The sequence below is a fragment of the Flavobacterium sp. YO64 genome (assembly GCF_004119505.1).
Taxonomy (GTDB): Bacteria; Bacteroidota; Bacteroidia; order Flavobacteriales; family Flavobacteriaceae; genus Flavobacterium; species Flavobacterium oncorhynchi.
In genome coordinates this window covers 82948-102361 of the sequence record NZ_NRQV01000009.1, presented here as the reverse complement: position 1 = coordinate 102361, position 19414 = coordinate 82948, and the positions used below count along the sequence as shown (strand labels likewise).

Below are 19414 nucleotides of genomic sequence, written 5' to 3'. Positions count from 1 at the left end.
AAACTTGAAACTTTAAACCTGAAACAAATTTTTCTAAAATCCGCTTGGTTTCAAATGTAAACCTGTGGTTTCTTCTAAACCGAACATTAAATTCATGTTTTGAATCGCTTGTCCTGAAGCACCTTTGGTTAAGTTATCTATAATTGATGTTATGAGAACCCGGTTTCCTTTTTTCAATAAACTAATAATACACTTATTCGTCTGCACCACTTGCTTCATGTTGATGTTTGTTGTGGTAATGGTTACGAAAGGCTCATTTTTATAGAACTCTTCATATTTAGCAACCAATTGTTCCAAACTATCATCACATAATGTATAAAGCGTTGCAAAAATTCCTCTAGGGAAATCTCCTCTGTTCGGAATAAAAAGCAATTCACTGTCAAAATCGTCTTGTAACTGCACTAAACTTTCTCCGATTTCTCCTAAATGTTGGTGTTCAAAAGCTTTGTAATGCGACATATTATTGTTTCTCCAACTGAAATGAGAAGTTTCAGAAAGACTTACTCCTGCTCCTGTACTTCCGGTTGTAGCATTAATATGAACATCATTATTCAACAGATTATGTTCCGCTAATGGCAATAAAGCCAACTGAATAGCTGTTGCGAAACAACCTGGATTTGCGATATAATTTGCTTTTTTGATTTCGGCTTTATTAATTTCAGGCAATCCGTAAATAAAATCTTTTCCTTCGAAATGAGCGTCTTTATTCAATCTGAAATCATTTCCTAAATCAATGATTTTAGTATGACTTGCGAACTGATTTTCTTTTAAAAATGAAATCGATTTTCCGTGCCCTAAACACAAGAAAACAACATTCACATTTGGATTGATTTCATCTGTAAAATTCATTTCAATATCACCCATCAAATCGTGGTGTGCCACAGAAAGTGGTTTTCCAGCATTTGTTGTACTGTAAACAAAATCGATGTTTACTTTGGGATGATACATTAAAATTCTGATGAGTTCTCCGGCCGTGTAGCCTGAACCACCAATAATTCCGACATTAATCATGATCTAATTGATTTACAGATGAAAATATGTTTTGTGCATTTCCAAGAATCTTGATAAATCCTTTTGCATCATCAGATGTCCATGCATTGTTCATTTCTCCGTATTGACCAAAACCTGTGTTCATCAAATCGTTTTTAGATTCGATTCCGTCAAGTGAGAAATGATATGGTTTTAATGAAACCGTTACAGTTCCATTTACTGTTTTTTGAGTGTCTTGCAAGAAAGTTTCGATGTTTCTCATAACTGGATCTAGGAACTGCCCTTCGTGGAATAACATTCCGTACCAGTTTCCTAATTGTTCTTTCCAGTATTGCTGCCATTTTCCTAGAGTATGTTTCTCTAATAAGTGGTGCGCTTTAATGATAATTAACGGAGCTGCAGCTTCAAAACCAACTCTTCCTTTAATTCCGATAATAGTATCTCCAACGTGAATATCTCTACCAATTGCGTAAGCGTTCGCTAGTTTTTCAAGTTCTACAATATTATTAGATGGCTTATCCGTTTTTCCATTGATTCCAACCAATTCTCCTTGTTCAAAATGTAAAGTCACTTTTTCTTCACCTTCTTTTTTTAATTGAGATGGATATGCTTCGCTTGGCAATGGCTGACTTGAAGTTAAAGTTTCTTTTCCACCAACGCTTGTTCCCCAAAGTCCTTTATTGATAGAATATTGTGCTTTTTCCCAAGAATAGTGAACTCCGTTTTGAGCTAAATAATCCACTTCTTCTTGTCTTGACAATTTTAAATCTCTAATTGGCGTAATGATTTCGATTTCTGGAGCAATAGTTTGGAAAATTAAATCAAAACGAATTTGATCGTTTCCAGCACCTGTGCTTCCATGTGCGATAGCGCTTGCTCCAACTTTTTTAGCATATTTAATTGCTTCAATTGCTTGAAAAACACGTTCTGCACTTACTGATAATGGGTAAGTATTATTTTTTAATACGTTTCCAAAAATCAAATATTTTATAGCTTTATCATAATATTTGTCTACGATTGTAAGATTTGCGTGTTGTGCACTTCCTAATTCGTAAGCTCTTTTTTCTATAGCTGATAATTCTTCTGCATCAAACCCTCCTGTATCAACAAGTACAGTATGAACTTCGTATCCTTTTTCGTTCTTTAAATATTTCAAACAATAAGAGGTGTCTAATCCTCCGCTATAAGCTAATACTACTTTTTTCATAATGTTACTTTTTTAAAAATAAGGCTTGTTTAATGGTTCTCAGTCTATTAAGAACTTTTTCGTTAAAAGGGTGTTTTGGCGGTATTTTTTGTTTTTCCTTTGGGTCATACAACATACCGGTGCATAAACACATTTTGTTTTCTTTACTTTGTAAAATTTGATAGTTGGTACAGGTTTTACAGCCTGCCCAAAAACTAGGATCAGTTGTCAATTCTGAGAATGGAACTGGTTTGTAACCTAAATCCGAATTGATTTTCATTACAGCTAAACCAGTTGTAATACCAAATATTTTAGCATCTGGATATCTTTGTAACGAATAATCAAAGACTTTAGATTTGATTTTTTTTGCCAATCCTAAACTTCTATAATCAGGATGAACAATTAAACCAGAATGTGCTACGAATTTTCCGTGCTGCCAGCTTTCGATATAACAAAAACCTGCAAATTTCCCGTCTGCCAGAGCAATCATTGCATCACCATTCGACATTTTTTTCTGAATATACTCAGGAGTTCTTTTAGCTATCCCCGTGCCTCTTAACAAGGCCGATGATTCTATCGTATCGCAGATTTCTTGTGCGAATTTGAAGTGTTCTTCCTGAGTAACAACAATAGAGATCTTCATTTCAATAATTGAAGTTAGAGTTAAAAATTAAAGCATACTGTTTGGTTTGAAATTCAGAATTGAATCCAATAAAATTAAGCAAAATAGAAGTAACATTCTCAAAATCAAAATATTGATTAATAAAATTTACAAAATAATAAATACTTTTAGGATATGTTTGTCCAATGGACAAATTATGTAATTTCAAAATGAAAAGGGAGTATGAATAAATATACGGCTAAAAACTCAATGAATACTATATAGATAGTATCCGTACTTCGGGAGAAGTACTAGGTGAGTTTGTCCGTGACAAAGAAGTTATATGTAAACTTATTTTATTCATCGACGCAAAAGTACATAAAATTTTAATTCACAAAACAAAATTTTAAAAATATAACATTTTTTTATCTCAATGTTAAACCGTATGAAACAAAAAACCCGATAGTTTCAATTAACTATCGGGTTTTAAGTGTTTTAATTCCTTTATTTTTTAGTTCTTATTAAACGGTATTATTTGTCCGTTAGCTAAAAGCGTCATATCAACCGCTGTTCGAGCTTCGTTAAACTTAAATTTTACTCCCGCACCAGTAGACTGAAATGTATCTTTTTCATTTTCAACAGCCGTTAAAGGAAATTTAGGATAGTTGGTGATCTCAACATTTAGAGTGCTGTTTTTTTCGCTAAAAATAAGTTTTAACGGCGCTCTGCTTGTTGAAAAGTTCCCTAAATAACTATCCAAAATCACATCTTTCTCAATTATACCTTTTCCTGCTGTCCAGACATTATTTGCATCGTTATTATCTGGGAAAAGATGTTCTGGATCAAGTGTAATACTCTCAATTTCTTCTGTAGAATTATGTTTAAACGTCCAAACAGTATTACGCTGCCAAACTTCTACGGGTAATTGTACTCTTGAAACTTTACCGCTTTTTGTTTTTACATCTAAAATAATAGGCATTGGCATTTTATCGAAGTTTTCAACAGTAATTGCAACTCCTTTTGAAGGATCGTTTTTGATGTATTTAATTGAATTAATTCCTTGATCAAATCTCCAATTGTTTACAAACCAGCTTCTCCAAAACCAGCTTAAATCTTCACCAGCAACATTTTCCATTGATCTAAAAAAGTCATCTGGCTGCGGATGTTTGTACGCCCAACGTTGTATATAAGTACGGAAAGCATTATCAAAACGTTCTTTTCCTAATACTTGCTCTCTTAAGATAATTAAAGCCGAACTTGGTTTAAAATAACACAACATACCAATATTTGCTTCTTTCATATTATCAGGAGAACTCATTACAGTTTCTAAATCTGTACGTGTAAATGATTCTGCTCTTTTATGAAAATCTGTTGGTTCTTCCTTGTATTCACCATTATTAAATGCTGCTGTACTTAATGAATTAATAAAAGTATTAAACCCTTCATCCATCCAACCGAATAATCTTTCGTTTGACCCAACAATCATAGGAAACCAAATATGTCCGAATTCATGATCTGTAACTCCCCACAAATCTTGTCCTTTCGATTCCCATCCACAAAAAACAATACCAGGATATTCCATTCCGCCTTCATTCCCTGCAACGTTTGTTGCCGCTGGATAAGGATATTCAAACCATTGTTGTGAATAATGTTCAATCGATGCTTTTACATATTCTGTCGAACGCCCGTAAGCATCTTTACCAGCACTTTCAACAGGATAAGCTGATAATGCTAATGCTTTTTTACCACTTGGTAAGTTAATTTTCGCACCATCTAAAATAAAAGCAGGAGAAGATGCCCAAGAAAAATCACGAGCATTTTTAATTTGAAAATGCCATGTTTTTTCACCTACAGCATTTTTATTCGCAGTTGCAGCAACTTCTTCGGCAGATCGAATAGTAACTGTTTTATCGCTCAAAGATGCTTCTTTATAACGTTTAAATTGATCTGCTGATAAAACTTCAGCTCCATTTAATAGTTCTCCTGAACCTACAACATAATGATTCGCTGGTACAGTAAGTTTTACATCAAAATTACCGTATTCCAAATAGAACTCAGAAGCTCCTAAATAAGGCGCAGTATTCCAGCCTTTTACATCATCGTAAACACACATACGAGGGTACCATTGTGCGATGGTAAAAATTTTACCGTTTTTAGTTTCCAAAACTCCCATTCTGTCTGATCCTTCAAAAGGTGAAATGAATGAAAATTCAATCTTAATTTTTACTGTTCCTCCTTTTGATGCTAATGCTTCTGGAAGAAACACTTGCATTCTGGTATCGGTAACTACATATTTTGCATCAACAGTAGTTGGTTTCTTTCCTCCAGTAATTACTTTTACAGACTTAATTTTATTTCCTCCTTCAAAAACCTGACCTTGAGCACCATTACGACTTCCTGTTAAAGGCACAACAGCATTTCCTCTAGAATCTTCTTTAAATAAGTTTTGATCTAAATTTAACCAAACAAATGATAATTTATCAGGGCTATTGTTGGTATATGTAATTTCATCTGTACCAACAATTTCGTTTGTAGTACCGTTTAACTTAGCAGTAATTTGATAGTCAGCTCTATTTTGCCAGTATTCAACTCCGGGCTGACCACTTGCTGAACGGGTTGGAGTGCCGTTTTTGGTATAAAAATTCGGCCCAAATGCATCATGATAATTGTAATTATTAACAGGATTTGCTGCTGTCGTTGCAGGCGTTTGTTGTGCCCAAACAGAAGAAATCCCAACAAATAAAGCCATGGTTAGTAAGGCTTTCGAAGATTGTATTTTCATATTTTTTTGCTGTTTATGCAACAAATTAATGAAAAAAAAAGCTATTTACAGAGAAAACTATATGTCTAAATTTAATTTTAGCAAAATTTTATCAGAAAAAATATTTTACGGTTTTTTCTTAAAAAAACGAATTTTATAAAATACATTTACATAAAGATTAAGTTTAATTTTATTCAATATTACTCCCTTGAACACAATCATCTCAAACTCAATACTTAAAGCTTCTATTAATCATGCAGGAGCTGAATTGTTTTCTTTAAAAAATAATCAAGAAAAAGAATATATATGGGAAGGCAATCCTAATTTCTGGGGCAAACACTCTCCTATTCTTTTCCCAATCGTAGGAACATTAAAAAACAATACTTACACTATCGATCAAAAAGAGTATCAGTTGTCTAGACATGGTTTTGCAAGAGATATGGAATTTCAATTGATTGAAAAAACAGAGAACAGTGCTGTCTTTTCTTTAGAATCAAACAACGAAACTTTAAAAAAATATCCTTTCGAGTTTGAACTGCAGCTAATTTATTCACTTGAAAAAACATCCTTAAATATTGAATATATCGTAATAAATAAAAGCGATAGAAAAATGCCTTTCTCGATTGGCGCGCATCCAGCAGTTGCTTTGCCTGAAAATTTTGAAAACTATTCTTTTAAATTTGAAAAAGAAGAAGTCTTGAAATTTAATCTTTTAGAAAATGATTTAATTTCTAACAAAACAAAGGTTTTAAAAACTTCAGATAATTTAGTTCGTTTAAACTACAAACTTTTTGAAAATGATGCTTTGGTCTTCAAAACGTTAGAATCAAAATCAATAACTATTTTAGAAAATGAAAAACCTTATATAGAGGTTGATTTCGAAGATTTTCCAAGTTTAGGAATCTGGACAAAGGATCAAGCGCCGTTTGTTTGTATTGAACCTTGGTTTGGTTATTCAGACACAGCCGATAATTCTGGAGATTTATATCAAAAAGAAGGCATTGTACTTTTAGATGCAGATCAAATATTTCACTCAAAATTCAGTATAAAAATTTTATAAGAATGTTAGAATTTAATTTTCACCCTTTTCCCATAATTAAAACTGATCGTTTAGTTTTAAGAAGACTTACAAATGATGATGTTAATGAGGTTTTCGAAATACGTTCGAATCCTGAAACTATGAAATATATTCCGAGACCACTGGCAAAAAGTAATGATGATGCGCTAGAGCTCATTGCACAGATTGAAGATAAAATCGCAACCAACACGGGAATTAACTGGGCAATTACTTTAAATGATAACCCAAAACTACTTGGCATTATAGGCTTTTACCGTACTCAATTTGAAAATTATCGTTCAGAAATTGGCTACATACTACATCCTGAATTTCATGGAAAAGGAATAGTTTCTGAAGCTGTAAACAGACTAGTTCAATTTGGTTTTGAAGATCTTAAGCTCCACTCTATCGAAGCAGTAATAGATCCTGAAAATATTGCTTCTGAACGAGTATTACAAAAATGCGGTTTTGTTAAAGAAGCGCATTTAAAAGAAGCCGATTTTTATGAGGGTGTTTTTCTAGACAGAGTAATATATTCAATATTAAACAAATAGCTTTTAAGTATTTTATCGCAAAAATTAATTCTTGTTAAAAGCATCCTATTTCGCAATAGTCAACGATCTATTACGTTATATTTGTGCCGAAAATAAATTAAGCCCTTTTGATCTTAAAAAACACCATGAAAAAAATACTTTATTTAGCCGTTCTTCTCTTATCGATTCAATCTCAAAGTCAAACTTTTATTAAGTTCAATGCTGCAACAGCGTTATTAGCTGTTCCAAACATTGGTGTAGAAACCAGCCTTGGTGAAAAGACTACTTTCAGCTTTGATGTTATGGCTTCTTTTTGGGAGTCATTTAATGGTCACAGCCCAATGAAATTTTACACTTTTACACCAGAAGTTCGTTACCATTTTAAAGAAAAATATAATGGTTTTTATGTGGGTGGACATGCAGGTGCCGATATGTATGACCTTCAAAAATGGAATTATTGGGATACTAATAAATATGAGCACGGATTTGGTTACCGTTTTGGAGTTACTGTAGGATATAATCTAAAATTAAGCGATAAGTTTTTACTTGATATTTTTGCTGGAGGCGGATGGCATCAAGGATTTTATCATGGGTACTATAATGACGGAACTCCAGGTCGATATGAAAAAGCACAACATTGGAACAAAAGTGGAGAATGGCTTCCTTATCGAGGCGGTGTAATGATTTCTTATAAATTATAATTAATTTGAAATTTTAGGAAGTGTTTTTATATACAAATCCTCTACTTTTTTTCGAGCCCAATCTGTTTTTCTTAAAAAAGTAAGGCTTGATTTTATACTCGGATTAGAACTGAAACATTTTATTGGAATCAATTCAGCCAAAGTATCAAATCCGTAAAAATCTACTAGAATTTCTAGAATGTTTTGAAGTGTAATACCGTGCAGCGGATCTTTAGATTTATTTTGCATTTCTATATATTTTAAAACAACAATAAAAAGACCGTACTTAAAAAAGTACGGTCTTTCTTTTTTACAAAACTAATAAATTGATTTAAAACAATTCAATATAATTAGAATACAAATTTAAATCCAACAGAAAGTGGAGTTGTTAAGTTTGGTGCGCTTCCGGCTAATGCTGTATTATAGTAAGAATCAACATTTGCAACATGAGCTAATCCAAAATTTGTAACAGTTGTTTTCTCACCGTTTTCTGGTTTTAGAGTTGTAGAAGTAAAGTTTGCTAAATCATACGAAAACTCTACTGAGAAGTTTTTAGTTACAAAATAATCAAAACCTCCTGATACAGATAATCCAACTTGATTTACTTTTAAGTTACTTTCTTTTTCTTTTCCTGTAATAACTGGTAAAGCTAATTGTCCAAAGAAATATAGAGACCCCGCTACATTCCAATATTTTCTAGCTAATGGCTGAATAACAAATAAGTTAGTATTAGCAGCGGTTTTAACATCTGTTTCTGATTTAATATTAATGTAACCCAATCCTGCTCCAACAGCGATAGATGGTGTAATAAAAGTTCCTACAATAGGTAGTACAGTAAGATTTGTGCCTTTTGTATCTCCACTTTTTGTCTGCTGATAACCAAATTGTGAGGTTGCAAACCAAGCTCCTTTTAACCCTTGACTAGCATCTTGTGCTTTTACTGATAATCCAAATAATACAATGGTTGCGATAGTTAAAATTTTCTTCATTTTTAATGGTGTTTTTAAATTATGAAGCAAACTTATGAGTAAGTTTTTTCCTTAAAACTGATTAAAATCATTGTTTAAAAGAAATCTTTATTTATTTTAGATTGCAGTAAAGTTTTTCAATTTTGTTTACATTTGCACTTATGTTAAAATCAGTCAATATACTTAATAAAAGAGCTAGGTTTGATTATGAAATAATCGATACTTATGTGGCGGGAATTGTCTTGACAGGAACCGAAATTAAATCTATCCGATTAGGAAAAGCTAATATTACAGAAAGCTTTTGCGAGTTTAATAACCTTGAACTTTTTGCCATCAATACTTACATTGAAGAATATTCTTTTGGAAATCAGTTTAACCACAAATCACGCAGCGAACGAAAACTTCTTTTGAATAAAAAGGAACTTAAAACGCTGCATAAAAGTGTTCAAGCAAAAGGCCTTACAATTGTACCTTTAAAATTATTTACAAATGAAAAAGGTCTTGCTAAGCTGCAAATAGGTCTCTGCAAAGGAAAAAAGAATTACGACAAACGTGAATCGTTAAAAGAACAAGATACAAAACGCGACTTAGACCGTATCAAAAAAGCGTACAACTAAACTTTATTTTTATTTTTAATCTGCTTTATTATTAATTTTTTATAGTTATTTTTACTACAAACAATATAACTATACCATATGAAAAAGCACTTAATTATGTTAATCGTTATTCTGTCACTTTCAAGCTGCGGCAGTAATACCTCTATTGTTAACAGTTGGAGAGATCCAAAAATAACTGTAGCTCAAGAACAATTTAAAAAAGTTTTAGTTGTTGCATTAGTTAAAGATGAAGCTTCTAGAAGAGTTGCAGAGAACAGAATTGCTGCCAGTAATCCTATTTTTAAAACTTCTTATCAGTATTTAAACGAAACAACTAAACAGCTTTCGCAGGAACAAAAATTAAAAATTTTACAAGACGAAAATTTTGATGGTGTTGTAACTATGCGATTGGTTAGTACGGAAAAAGAAACCAATTACGTTCCAGGAACTTACACAGGAATGTATTACGGCGGTTTTGATGGCTTGTACAGTGGAATGTATGGTTATGGTTTTGGAAATTGGTACGGAATGTATTCACCAAATTTCTACGATCCGGGATATTATCAAGAAACAACATCTTACATGGTCGAAACCAATATTTTTTCATTAAAGGAAAACAAGTTAATCTGGACAGGAACCACAAAGTCTGATTACGTAACAGATTTAGGACAAACAGTAGATGCAATTATGCAGGCAGTTGTCAAAGAAATGAGAAAAGACGGTTCTCTTCCTCCAAAATAAAAGACACTTTAAAAAGCAACAATTAAATGTTGCTTTTTTTTACGATTAAAAAAATGACTATTTTTGTCAAGACTTAAAATTTCATTTACATGAAATCACTTCTAAAAAATGCACGAGAACAGAAAGAATTAAAAACCCGCGAGGTGGCTCAACTTCTTGGCATTGACCAAGCTTTAATTAGCAAATTTGAATCTGGAACGCGAAAACCTACAAAAGAACAAATTTCAAAACTAGCTAATCTTTTAGAGATTGATTACGAAACTTTGATGATTGCGTGGTTAAAAGAAAAAATTCTTTATGAAATTGGAAACGAAGAGTTTGCCTTAAAAGCTTTACTTTTAGCAGAACAGGAAATTCAAAACAATAATAAAAAACTAAATCCTGAAACTTTCCCATCTATAAAATCTTTATTAGACGAAATTGAGACATTAAAAAATAAGATATTATCTTTTCAGCATTTTGATCTGCATCGGATTTCTAAAATTCTGGAACTTGAATTCATTTCAGAGATTAATAAAATGAATGGAAATTCTTTGACGTTTCAGGAAACAAAAGCTGTAATAAATGAAGGTTTAATGGTTCCTGGTAAAAACATGCAGGAACATCTTGAGGCTGTAAATCTTAATGATGCAATTGGCTATATAAAAGATATAAACCAGAAGAAACTTCCAATATCAGAGAAAGATCTTCTTGCTGTTCATAATCTAATTTTTAGAGGGATTAAAGTCGAAAATTCAGGAAAATATAAAGAGGACCCAATAATTATTAAGGAAATGAATTTGTTTTTTAATTGGTATGAAACCAATAAAAGCAATATGCATCCATTATTATTAGCCACTGAAGCGCACCTTAAAATAATGTCAATCTGTCCTTTTGAAAATGGAAATATTCAAATTGCAAATCTTTTAATGAATTGGATTCTATTAAAAAGCAGTTTTGTTTTTGCAGTAATAAAAGGAAATGACGAAGAGGTAAACAATTATTTAGCAACATTAGAATTGGCTCAAAATAAAAATGATAAATCAGTCTTTATCAATTATATTCTTCAGAAAGAAAAAGAAAATCTAATTCATGCGATAACATTAGTCAATTAAAAAAGCCCGATCAAATCGGGCTTTTTACTAATTTTTATCTTCTAATAAAGGAACAAATCTAAACTCTCCAAACTCATGCTTTTCAAATTGTGTTTCGTTTTTTCTTATCAACAAAGTCATAATCTGAACATCTTCGCCTAACGGAATAACAAGCCTTCCTCCTATTTTTAATTGCGCCATTAATGGCTGTGGAATAAACGGAGCACCTGCAGTAACAATAATACTATCAAAAGGAGCGTAACCTGGTAACCCTTTATAACCATCACCAAAAGACAGATGCTTTGGGCGAATATTTAATTTTGGAAATAAATTAGACGTTTTCTTAAACAATTCGTTTTGTCTTTCTACACTAAAAACTTTAGCTCCCAGCATACATAAAACGGCAGTTTGATAACCAGAACCAGTTCCGATTTCTAGAATTTTGTGTTCTTTTTTTACTTCCAATAACTGTGATTGAAAAGCAACGGTGTAAGGCTGCGAAATAGTTTGCCCCGCGCCTATAGGAAATGCCTTATCTTGATAAGCATAATCTTCGAAACTTGAATTTAGAAAAAGGTGTCTTGGAATTTTTTTTATCGCCTCTAAGACCGCTCTATCAGTAATTCCTTTTTGTTCTAAAGTGCTTACTAATTGATTACGAAGTCCTTGATGTTTGGCAGTATCTTTCAAAATGGGTAGGTTTTATTTTGGCAAAAATAAGAAACTAAATAGGAAATCAAAATAATGATTTTTAAATATTAAATCGGTAAATCTTTATTGCATTAACTTTCACTTTAAACAAATAAATTATATTTTTGTTTAAAATACATTCTCATGTTAAAAGTAGGAGTTTTAGGTGCTGGTCATCTTGGTAAAATACATTTACGCTTATTACAACAATCTGACCAATACGAATTAGTTGGATTTTACGACGAAAATCAAGAAAATGCCGAAAGAATTTCAAAAGAATTTGGCTATACAAACTTCAGCACAATTGCAAAACTTATTCACGCTGTCGATGTTATCGATATTGTAACACCAACACTTTCGCATTATAAATGTGCAAAAGTGGCGATAAAATCTGGCAAACATATCTTTATTGAAAAACCAATTGCCAATACTGTAGAAGAAGCTGAAGAAATTATTGCATTAGCCAAAGAATACAATGTAAAAGGACAAGTTGGTCATGTAGAGCGCTTTAATCCCGCTTTTATTGCTACAAAAGAAATGATCGAAAACCCAATGTTTATCGAAACACATCGTTTGGCGGAGTTTAATCCTCGTGGTACAGATGTTCCTGTAGTTTTGGATTTAATGATTCACGACCTTGATGCAATTCTTAGTGTTGTCAATTCAAAAGTAAAAGATATACATGCAAGCGGTGTTTCTGTAATTAGTGACACTCCGGATATTGCAAATGCTAGAATTGAATTTGAAAATGGCTGTGTTGCAAACTTAACGGCAAGCAGAATTTCGATGAAAAACATGCGTAAAACTCGTTTTTTCCAAAAAGACGCCTATATCTCAGTTGACTTTTTAGAAAAAAAATGCGAAGTAGTCCGCATGAAAGATGCACCAGAAACCCCAGGAGATTTTGATATGATCTTGCAAAATGCCGAAGGTGTAAAAAAGCAAATCTATTTCACAAATCCAGATGTTGAACACAACAACGCAATTCTAGATGAATTAGAATCATTTGCAAACGCGATCAAAACAGATACAACTCCAGTTGTAACACTTGAACAAGCAACTGATGCTTTGCGTGTCGCATATCAAATAATTGATTGTTTCGATAAATAAAATAGTAAATAAATTTTAAAACTTAAATTAGCCACGTAATTTGCTTCAAATAGTGAATTCGTGGCTAAAATCATAAATATAATATCAAAATTCAAATGAAAACGATAGCTGTAATTGGTGCTGGAACTATGGGTAACGGAATCGCTCATACTTTTGCACAAAGTGGTTTTGTTGTAAAACTAATTGATGTTTCAGAAAAATCATTAGATAAAGGAATGGCAACTATTGCGGCCAATTTAGACCGTATGCTTGCTAAAGGTTCTATAACTCAAGAAGACGTTGCAAAGACCATTACTAATATTATTACCTATACTGATATTAAGGATGGAGTTGTTGGCGCCGATTTAGTTGTTGAAGCTGCTACAGAAAATGTAGAATTAAAACTTAACATTTTTAAACAGTTAAACGAAGCTTGTTCTCACAATACCATTTTAGCAACGAACACTTCTTCTATTTCAATCACGCAAATTGGTTCTGTTGTAGCACATCCTGAACGTGTTATTGGAATGCATTTTATGAATCCTGTGCCGATTATGAAATTAGTCGAAATCATTCGTGGATACAACACGAGCGATGAAGTCACTAAAATCATCATGGATTTGTCTGTAAAACTTGGAAAAACTCCTGTTGAAGTAAATGATTATCCTGGTTTTGTTGCCAACAGAATTTTAATGCCAATGCTAAACGAAGCAATCGAAACGTTATACAATAAAGTTGCTGGAGTTTATGAAATTGACACGGTAATGAAATTAGGAATGGGACACCCAATGGGACCGCTTCAATTAGCTGATTTTATTGGTCTTGATGTTTGTCTTGCTATTTTAAATGTAATGTACGAAGGTTTCAAAAATCCAAAATATGCACCTTGTCCGTTATTAGTGAATATGGTTAGAGCAGGAAAATTAGGAGTAAAATCTGGTGAAGGTTTTTACGATTACAGCGAAAGCAAAAAAGCAGAGAAAATCTCTAAGCAGTTTTTATAAAAAAGAATTATCATGTCGATTCAATCGAATTTAAACACAATCAAAGAAAGCTTACCTGAACACGTAACTCTAGTTGCCGTTTCAAAAACAAAACCTGTTTCAGATTTGATGCAGGCTTATGAAGCCGGCCAGCGCATTTTTGGAGAAAACAAAATTCAGGAAATGACTGGCAAATGGGAAGAAATGCCAAAAGATATTCAATGGCATATGATTGGTCATGTTCAGTCTAATAAAGTCAAATTCATGGCACCTTATGTAAGTTTGATTCATGGTGTCGACAGTTTGAAATTATTGCAGGAAATCAACAAACAAGCTTTAAAAAACAATAGAGTTATAGACTGTCTTCTTCAAATATATATAGCTGAAGAAGAATCTAAATTTGGTTTAGATGAAGATGAATTACATGAACTTTTAGCATCTTCAGCATTTAAGGAATTAGAAAATATCCGAATTTTAGGATTGATGGGGATGGCTACTTTTACAGAAGATCAAAACCAAATTAGAAAAGAATTCACTCATTTGAAATCAATTTTTGATTCGATACAAGAGAAAAAGAACACATTGTTCGACGCCTCTAAATTAGATGATTTTTCAAAAATTTCTATGGGAATGTCTGGCGATTACAAGCTTGCAATCGAATGCGGCAGTACGATGGTACGCATTGGAAGCAGTATTTTTGGAGGAAGATAAAAAAAGATTAAAAAAAACGATAATTCTTAACTAAGAAAAACAAACGAATTAAACACAAATAAATGAAATCGATCATTTTACGAGAAATAAAATCTTTTTTCGGCTCACCTATCGGCTATTTGGTTATTGCCATTTTCCTGATAAGCAACGGACTTTTTTTATGGGTTTTCGAGGGAGATTATAATATCTTAAATACTGGTTATGCTGATTTGACTCCATTTTTCACTTTAACGCCATGGATTTTAATCTTCTTAATTCCAGCCATTACAATGAGAAGTTTCTCTGACGAAAAGAAACAAGGAACACTAGAATTACTCTTAACTAAACCGCTATCGATTTGGCAAATTGTAAACGGAAAATTCTTTGGTTCTCTAATTCTTATTATTCTGGCAATCATCCCTACTTTTATTTACGTAAAAGTGATTTCAGGTTTAGGTTCTCCAGAAGGAAATATTGATATGGGAAGCACAATTGGTTCTTACTTTGGACTACTTTTTTTAATTGCTTCTTATTCTGCAATAGGAATCTTTACTTCTACCCTTTCAGAAAATCAAATCGTTGCATTTATCATTGCCGTTTTTTTATGTTTTTTCTTCTATTTTGGATTTCAAGGTTTAGCAGGATTACTGCCAGGTTCTTCGAGCATCATTGCAGCATTTGGTATGCAGGATCATTTTAAAAGTATAAGTCGAGGTGTTATTGATACCCGTGATGTTATTTATTTTTTAAGCATTACAATACTATTTTTATCCTTTACCGTTTACCAATTAAAATCATTTAAAGCGTAATGAAGCCATATACTCAAAAAAACCTCAAAGCGTTAGGCATTACAATTTTTGTTTTAATTGTTTTAAATGTTCTCGGAAGCTTATTTTTTCACCGTTTCGATTTAACTAAAGACAAAAGATACACTTTATCTGAAACCTCTTTACAAATTGTAAAACAGGTTAAAAACCCATTATCTATTAAAATTTATATGCAGGGAGATCTTCCTGCAGATTTTCGTCGTTTACAACAAGAAACCAAACAATTACTAGAAGAATTTCAAGCGTACAACAACAATATTGTTTTTGAATTTGTTAATCCAATGGAAAACGGAGAAGAAAGCATGGATGTTGTAAAATCGCTATATCAAAAAGGACTTACACCAATAAACATTACTGTTGATGACAAAGGAAAACAATCTCAAGCAATGGTTTTTCCTTGGGCAATTGCAGTTTACAATAATAAAGAAGTCAACATTCCTTTATTAAAAAATATAATGGGAGCATCAACTACTCAAAAAGTAATTGGTTCTATTCAGCATTTAGAATATTCAATTGCAGATGCAATTAATAAAATCACTAAAGACAGACAGAAAAAAGTAGCCATTATTAAAGGAAACGGCGAATTATCTGAAATTCATATTGGCAAATTACTAAGACAAATTAAAGAAAGCTATTACATTGGTCCTTTTACTTTAGACTCTGTTGCTAAAGATCCAAACGGAACATTAGCAGCTCTTAAAAAATATGATTTAGCGATAATCTCAAAACCAACTGAAAGGTTTTCTGATGAAGAAAAACAGGTTTTAGATCAGTTTATCATGAACGGAGGTAAAACGATATGGCTTATCGATCAGGTCGCTGCAGATATGGATAGTTTATACAATCAATCCGGCGCTATTTTAGCTTATCCAAGAGATCTGAATTTAAATGATATGTTCTTTAAATACGGATTTAGAATTAATCCTGATTTAGTAAAAGATGAGCAAGGAAGTCCAATAAAACTGGCAACAGGAGAACAAGGAAGTGCAACACAGTACCAAGATTTTATCTGGAAATTTGCTCCACTTGTTCGCCCTAACTCCGAGCATCCAATTGTAAAACATTTGGGAGGTATTAAGTTCGACTTTGCAAATCCTATTGATACTTTGAAGAACGGAATTAAAAAGACTATTTTATTGCAATCTTCTCAATATTCAAGACAAATTGGTTCTCCAGCTGAAGTTAATCTGAACGTTGTTGCTGAAAAAACATCCCCGCAAGATTATATCAATAAAGGATACTTAAACTTATCTGTTTTATTAGAAGGAAATTTCCATTCCGCTTTTGAAAATCGTGTTTTACCATTCAAAGATGATTCGTTTCAGCCGAAAGGAAAACCAACCAAAATGATTGTTATTTCTGATGGAGATTTAGCAAGAAACCAATTAGACAAAAACATGATGCCCGTTGAACTGGGTTATGATCAAAGAACTGGAAATCTTTACGACAATAAAGATTTTATGATGAATTGTATTAACTATCTCCTAGACGATACTGGACTTATTAACATTAGAAGCAAAGATGTTGAACTGCCTTTATTAGATAAAGAAAAAGTTTATGAAAATTATACCACAACACAATTCATAACTATCGGACTTCCAATTCTAATTTTACTGGTTTTTGGACTTATATTTACATTTATAAGAAAAAGAAAATACAGCAAATAGATGTTGATAAAAAAATTGGAAAACTAAGAATGTTTACGATATATTTGTAATCTGTATCTTTAGAATATAAATACTAAAGAATACTCCAAAAAATAAAACAAAAGACGATGAAATTTATAGTATCGAGTTCGTACTTATTAAAACAATTACAAGTTCTAGGCAGTGTTATTAACAGCAATAATACGCTTCCTATTTTAGATAACTTTTTATTTGAACTAGACAATAATGAGTTGACAGTTTCGGCATCAGATCTTGAAACGACAATGTCAGCTACATTAACAATCGATTCTACAAGTAAAGGAAGTGTTGCAGTTCCTGCAAAACTTTTACTTGAAATTTTAAAAACATTTCCTGAACAGCCTTTAACTTTTACAGTTGAAGATAACAATACGGTTGAGATCAGCTCTAACTCAGGAAAATATGCTTTAGCATATGCTGCAGGAGAAGAATTTCCTAAATCTGTAAATCTTGAAGAGCCTTCAGTAACTTTAGTTCCTGCTGATGTTCTAGCAACTGCTGTAAGTAAAACTATTTTTGCTGCTGGAAACGATGATTTACGTCCGGTAATGTCTGGAGTTTTCTTCCAGTTTTCACCAGAAGGATTAACTTTTGTTGCTACAGATGCTCACAAACTTGTAAAATATGCACGTACTGATGTAAAAGCATCTCAAGTTGCAGATTTTATTATGCCTAAGAAACCTTTAAACATTTTAAAGAGTATTTTAGGAGCTTCTGACGCTGAAGTAAAAATTGAATACAACGATTCAAATGCAACTTTCTCATTTGATAATTATATTTTAACATGTCGTTTAATTGATGGAAAATACCCTAATTACGAAGCGGTAATTCCAAAAGAGAATCCAAACAAATTAATGATCGATCGTTCATTATTTTTAAGCTCTGTTAAGCGTGTTGCGATTTTCTCAAATAAAACGACGCACCAAATTCGTTTAAAAATTGCTGGAGCTGAGTTAAATGTTTCTGCAGAAGATATAGATTACTCAAATAAAGCTGAAGAGAGATTAACTTGTGATTATCAAGGAGATGATCTTCAAATTGGTTTTAACTCGCGTTTTTTAACTGAAATGCTTACTAACTTACAATCAGACATGATTATGTTAGAAATGTCATTACCTAACAGAGCAGGAATCCTTACTCCAGTTGATGGTTTAGAAGAAGGAGAAACTGTTACTATGTTGGTAATGCCTGTAATGTTAAATAGTTAACATCAAAACTTCTTTTTGTTACAAGGATTTTTTTTAATTTCAAATTAAAGCCATATCATTGTAAAAAAAAATAATATCGCTATTAACCAACCATTTTTTATACCTAGAAACCGCAGTTCTTTTTGAGAGCTGCGGTTTTTTAGTTTTGGAATATTTTCTATTCAAATTTCACTTTACTAGATTGTATTGATTTAACCGTAAAGCACGCAAAATTTTCTTGAACGCAAAGTTCGCAAAGCTTTGTAAAAAACTTAGCGATCCTTTGCGTAAATCTTTCCGCGCTTTGCGGTTAAATTTCATACTTAACTTAAAACCCGAAACTTAAAAAAAATATTTCTTATTTTTGTAATATGAAAATAGAAATTTGGTCGGACATCATGTGTCCGTTTTGTTATATCGGGAAAAGGCAATTGGAAACGGCTTTAGAACAGTTTCCTAATGATGAAATTGAAATTGAATGGAAAAGCTTTCAGCTTGATCCAACAATTGAACCACAATCAGGTAAAGATGTTTACACATTTCTAGCGGAACGAAAAGGTATTTCTGTAGAACAATCTATAGAAATGCATAAAGGTGTCGTAGAGCGTGCAAAAAGTGTTGGCTTAGATTATCATTTTGATAAAGCAATTATCTCAAACTCTTTAACAGCGCATAGAATTATTCATTTGGCAAAAAAGAATAGTCTTGGCGATAAAATGGAAGAAATTTTCTTCAAGGCTTATTTTACAGAAGGACGAGATTTAAATGATGCTCAAACTCTAATTGAATTAGGAACAAAAGCAGGTTTAAACTCAGATGAAGTTAAAGAAGTTGTTGAAAATGAAAATCTTTATTTAAACGATGTTCATTCTGACATACATGAAGCCAACCAAATTGGCGTACAAGGAGTTCCGTTTTTTGTTTTTGATCGAAAATATGCTGTTTCTGGCGCACAGCCGGTTGAAGCTTTTGTTCAAACGATTAAAGAAGGACTTAAATAATGATTTTAGATTTTTGATTTTAGAATGTAGATTTTAGATTATTTCTCATATGGTAACGTTGCACTCTTCGACTTCG

Annotated in this window: 20 protein-coding genes; 13 read left to right on the top strand and 7 right to left on the bottom strand. The window is 32.2% G+C overall.

The genetic code is table 11. The features are described 5' to 3' along the window. Positions 1-33 precede the first annotated feature (33 nt). The 4 genes from argC to BOW57_RS08490 form a co-directional block, all read right to left on the bottom strand. Positions 34-1011, bottom strand: coding sequence for an N-acetyl-gamma-glutamyl-phosphate reductase (gene argC / locus BOW57_RS08505; protein WP_129053763.1), 978 nt, complete (start codon positions 1009-1011; stop codon positions 34-36). After that, entirely contained in the window at positions 1004-2197 is a 1194-nt protein-coding gene (locus BOW57_RS08500) for an argininosuccinate synthase (protein WP_089055818.1), read from the bottom strand. Before BOW57_RS08500 ends, argC begins: the two co-directional genes overlap by 8 nt. 4 nt (positions 2198-2201) lie before the next feature. Beyond that, a complete protein-coding gene (locus BOW57_RS08495) occupies positions 2202-2819 on the bottom strand; it encodes a GNAT family N-acetyltransferase (protein ID WP_089055819.1) in 618 nt (205 codons plus the stop codon). Positions 2820-3288: 469 nt separating this feature from the next. After that, positions 3289-5559, bottom strand: a complete 2271-nt coding sequence (locus BOW57_RS08490; RefSeq protein WP_129053762.1) for a M1 family metallopeptidase — start codon at positions 5557-5559, stop codon at positions 3289-3291. A gap of 187 nt (positions 5560-5746) precedes the next feature. Here BOW57_RS08490 and BOW57_RS08485 point away from each other — a divergent pair, with 187 nt between their 5' ends. From BOW57_RS08485 to BOW57_RS08475, 3 genes are all read left to right on the top strand, one after another. After that, positions 5747-6598, top strand: coding sequence for an aldose 1-epimerase family protein (locus BOW57_RS08485; protein ID WP_129053761.1), 852 nt, complete (start codon positions 5747-5749; stop codon positions 6596-6598). Positions 6599-6600: 2 nt separating this feature from the next. Further along, positions 6601-7149 carry a GNAT family N-acetyltransferase gene (locus BOW57_RS08480; protein ID WP_129053760.1) on the top strand — a complete coding sequence of 183 codons (549 nt, stop codon included), beginning with the start codon at positions 6601-6603 and terminating at the stop codon, positions 7147-7149. 125 nt (positions 7150-7274) lie between these two features. Further along, positions 7275-7829, top strand: a complete 555-nt coding sequence (locus BOW57_RS08475; protein WP_129053759.1) for a DUF3575 domain-containing protein — start codon at positions 7275-7277, stop codon at positions 7827-7829. Here BOW57_RS08475 and BOW57_RS08470 read toward each other — a convergent pair whose 3' ends face one another. Together BOW57_RS08470 and BOW57_RS08465 are read right to left on the bottom strand one after the other, a co-directional pair. Next, a complete protein-coding gene (locus tag BOW57_RS08470) occupies positions 7830-8057 on the bottom strand; it encodes a VF530 family DNA-binding protein (RefSeq protein WP_129053758.1) in 228 nt (75 codons plus the stop codon). Between the two features lie 101 nt (positions 8058-8158). Further along, entirely contained in the window at positions 8159-8797 is a 639-nt protein-coding gene (locus tag BOW57_RS08465) for an outer membrane beta-barrel protein (protein ID WP_089055824.1), read from the bottom strand. Between the two features lie 140 nt (positions 8798-8937). On the opposite strand from BOW57_RS08465, the gene smpB reads away from it, so the two are divergent. The 3 genes from smpB (at position 8938) to BOW57_RS08450 (ending at position 11207) form a co-directional block, all read left to right on the top strand. Beyond that, a complete protein-coding gene (gene smpB, locus BOW57_RS08460; protein WP_089055825.1) occupies positions 8938-9393 on the top strand; it encodes an SsrA-binding protein SmpB in 456 nt (151 codons plus the stop codon). Positions 9394-9471: 78 nt separating this feature from the next. After that, on the top strand, positions 9472-10113 hold the full coding sequence (locus tag BOW57_RS08455) for a hypothetical protein (RefSeq protein ID WP_129053757.1): 642 nt from the start codon (positions 9472-9474) through the stop codon (positions 10111-10113). A gap of 89 nt (positions 10114-10202) precedes the next feature. Beyond that, complete coding sequence (locus BOW57_RS08450; RefSeq protein ID WP_129053756.1) at positions 10203-11207, top strand: helix-turn-helix domain-containing protein; 1005 nt, start codon at positions 10203-10205, stop codon at positions 11205-11207. A gap of 27 nt (positions 11208-11234) precedes the next feature. Here the strand turns inward: BOW57_RS08450 and BOW57_RS08445 are convergent, their stop codons facing one another. Further along, a complete protein-coding gene (locus tag BOW57_RS08445; RefSeq protein WP_089055828.1) occupies positions 11235-11876 on the bottom strand; it encodes a protein-L-isoaspartate(D-aspartate) O-methyltransferase in 642 nt (213 codons plus the stop codon). Positions 11877-12020: 144 nt separating this feature from the next. Between BOW57_RS08445 and BOW57_RS08440 the strand changes: the two genes are divergently transcribed. The 7 genes from BOW57_RS08440 (at position 12021) to BOW57_RS08410 (ending at position 19338) form a co-directional block, all read left to right on the top strand. Further along, a complete protein-coding gene (locus BOW57_RS08440) occupies positions 12021-12986 on the top strand; it encodes a Gfo/Idh/MocA family protein (RefSeq protein ID WP_129053755.1) in 966 nt (321 codons plus the stop codon). A 95-nt stretch (positions 12987-13081) separates the two neighbouring features. Next, complete coding sequence (locus BOW57_RS08435) at positions 13082-13969, top strand: 3-hydroxyacyl-CoA dehydrogenase family protein (protein ID WP_089055830.1); 888 nt, start codon at positions 13082-13084, stop codon at positions 13967-13969. Between the two features lie 12 nt (positions 13970-13981). Beyond that, the gene (locus tag BOW57_RS08430) at positions 13982-14659 is read left to right on the top strand and encodes a YggS family pyridoxal phosphate-dependent enzyme (RefSeq protein WP_129053754.1); all 678 of its coding nucleotides are present in this window, start codon (positions 13982-13984) and stop codon (positions 14657-14659) included. Between the two features lie 62 nt (positions 14660-14721). Further along, the gene (gene gldF, locus BOW57_RS08425) at positions 14722-15447 is read left to right on the top strand and encodes a gliding motility-associated ABC transporter permease subunit GldF (RefSeq protein ID WP_129053753.1); all 726 of its coding nucleotides are present in this window, start codon (positions 14722-14724) and stop codon (positions 15445-15447) included. Beyond that, complete coding sequence (gldG, locus tag BOW57_RS08420) at positions 15447-17132, top strand: gliding motility-associated ABC transporter substrate-binding protein GldG (RefSeq protein ID WP_129053752.1); 1686 nt, start codon at positions 15447-15449, stop codon at positions 17130-17132. The genes gldF and gldG overlap by 1 nt, the downstream gene beginning before the upstream one ends. 107 nt (positions 17133-17239) lie before the next feature. Next, positions 17240-18358 carry a DNA polymerase III subunit beta gene (gene dnaN, locus BOW57_RS08415; RefSeq protein ID WP_089055834.1) on the top strand — a complete coding sequence of 373 codons (1119 nt, stop codon included), beginning with the start codon at positions 17240-17242 and terminating at the stop codon, positions 18356-18358. A gap of 350 nt (positions 18359-18708) precedes the next feature. After that, the gene (locus BOW57_RS08410) at positions 18709-19338 is read left to right on the top strand and encodes a DsbA family oxidoreductase (protein WP_129053751.1); all 630 of its coding nucleotides are present in this window, start codon (positions 18709-18711) and stop codon (positions 19336-19338) included. Positions 19339-19414 lie beyond the last annotated feature (76 nt).

Bases quoted from the DNA above. Each gene is read 5' to 3' on its own strand.
- BOW57_RS08495 (WP_089055819.1), bottom strand. From the start codon at position 2,819: ATGAAGATCTCTATTGTTGTTACTCAGGAAGAACACTTCAAATTCGCA.
- argC (WP_129053763.1), bottom strand. From the start codon at position 1,011: ATGATTAATGTCGGAATTATTGGTGGTTCAGGCTACACGGCCGGAGAA.
- gldF (WP_129053753.1), top strand. From the start codon at position 14,722: ATGAAATCGATCATTTTACGAGAAATAAAATCTTTTTTCGGCTCACCT.
- BOW57_RS08480 (WP_129053760.1), top strand. From the start codon at position 6,601: ATGTTAGAATTTAATTTTCACCCTTTTCCCATAATTAAAACTGATCGT.
- BOW57_RS08490 (WP_129053762.1), bottom strand. From the start codon at position 5,559: ATGAAAATACAATCTTCGAAAGCCTTACTAACCATGGCTTTATTTGTT.
- BOW57_RS08455 (WP_129053757.1), top strand. From the start codon at position 9,472: ATGAAAAAGCACTTAATTATGTTAATCGTTATTCTGTCACTTTCAAGC.
- BOW57_RS08470 (WP_129053758.1), bottom strand. From the start codon at position 8,057: ATGCAAAATAAATCTAAAGATCCGCTGCACGGTATTACACTTCAAAAC.
- dnaN (WP_089055834.1), top strand. From the start codon at position 17,240: ATGAAATTTATAGTATCGAGTTCGTACTTATTAAAACAATTACAAGTT.
- BOW57_RS08410 (WP_129053751.1), top strand. From the start codon at position 18,709: ATGAAAATAGAAATTTGGTCGGACATCATGTGTCCGTTTTGTTATATC.
- BOW57_RS08475 (WP_129053759.1), top strand. From the start codon at position 7,275: ATGAAAAAAATACTTTATTTAGCCGTTCTTCTCTTATCGATTCAATCT.
- BOW57_RS08450 (WP_129053756.1), top strand. From the start codon at position 10,203: ATGAAATCACTTCTAAAAAATGCACGAGAACAGAAAGAATTAAAAACC.
- BOW57_RS08500 (WP_089055818.1), bottom strand. From the start codon at position 2,197: ATGAAAAAAGTAGTATTAGCTTATAGCGGAGGATTAGACACCTCTTAT.
- BOW57_RS08465 (WP_089055824.1), bottom strand. From the start codon at position 8,797: ATGAAGAAAATTTTAACTATCGCAACCATTGTATTATTTGGATTATCA.
- BOW57_RS08435 (WP_089055830.1), top strand. From the start codon at position 13,082: ATGAAAACGATAGCTGTAATTGGTGCTGGAACTATGGGTAACGGAATC.
- BOW57_RS08440 (WP_129053755.1), top strand. From the start codon at position 12,021: ATGTTAAAAGTAGGAGTTTTAGGTGCTGGTCATCTTGGTAAAATACAT.
- BOW57_RS08430 (WP_129053754.1), top strand. From the start codon at position 13,982: ATGTCGATTCAATCGAATTTAAACACAATCAAAGAAAGCTTACCTGAA.
- gldG (WP_129053752.1), top strand. From the start codon at position 15,447: ATGAAGCCATATACTCAAAAAAACCTCAAAGCGTTAGGCATTACAATT.
- smpB (WP_089055825.1), top strand. From the start codon at position 8,938: ATGTTAAAATCAGTCAATATACTTAATAAAAGAGCTAGGTTTGATTAT.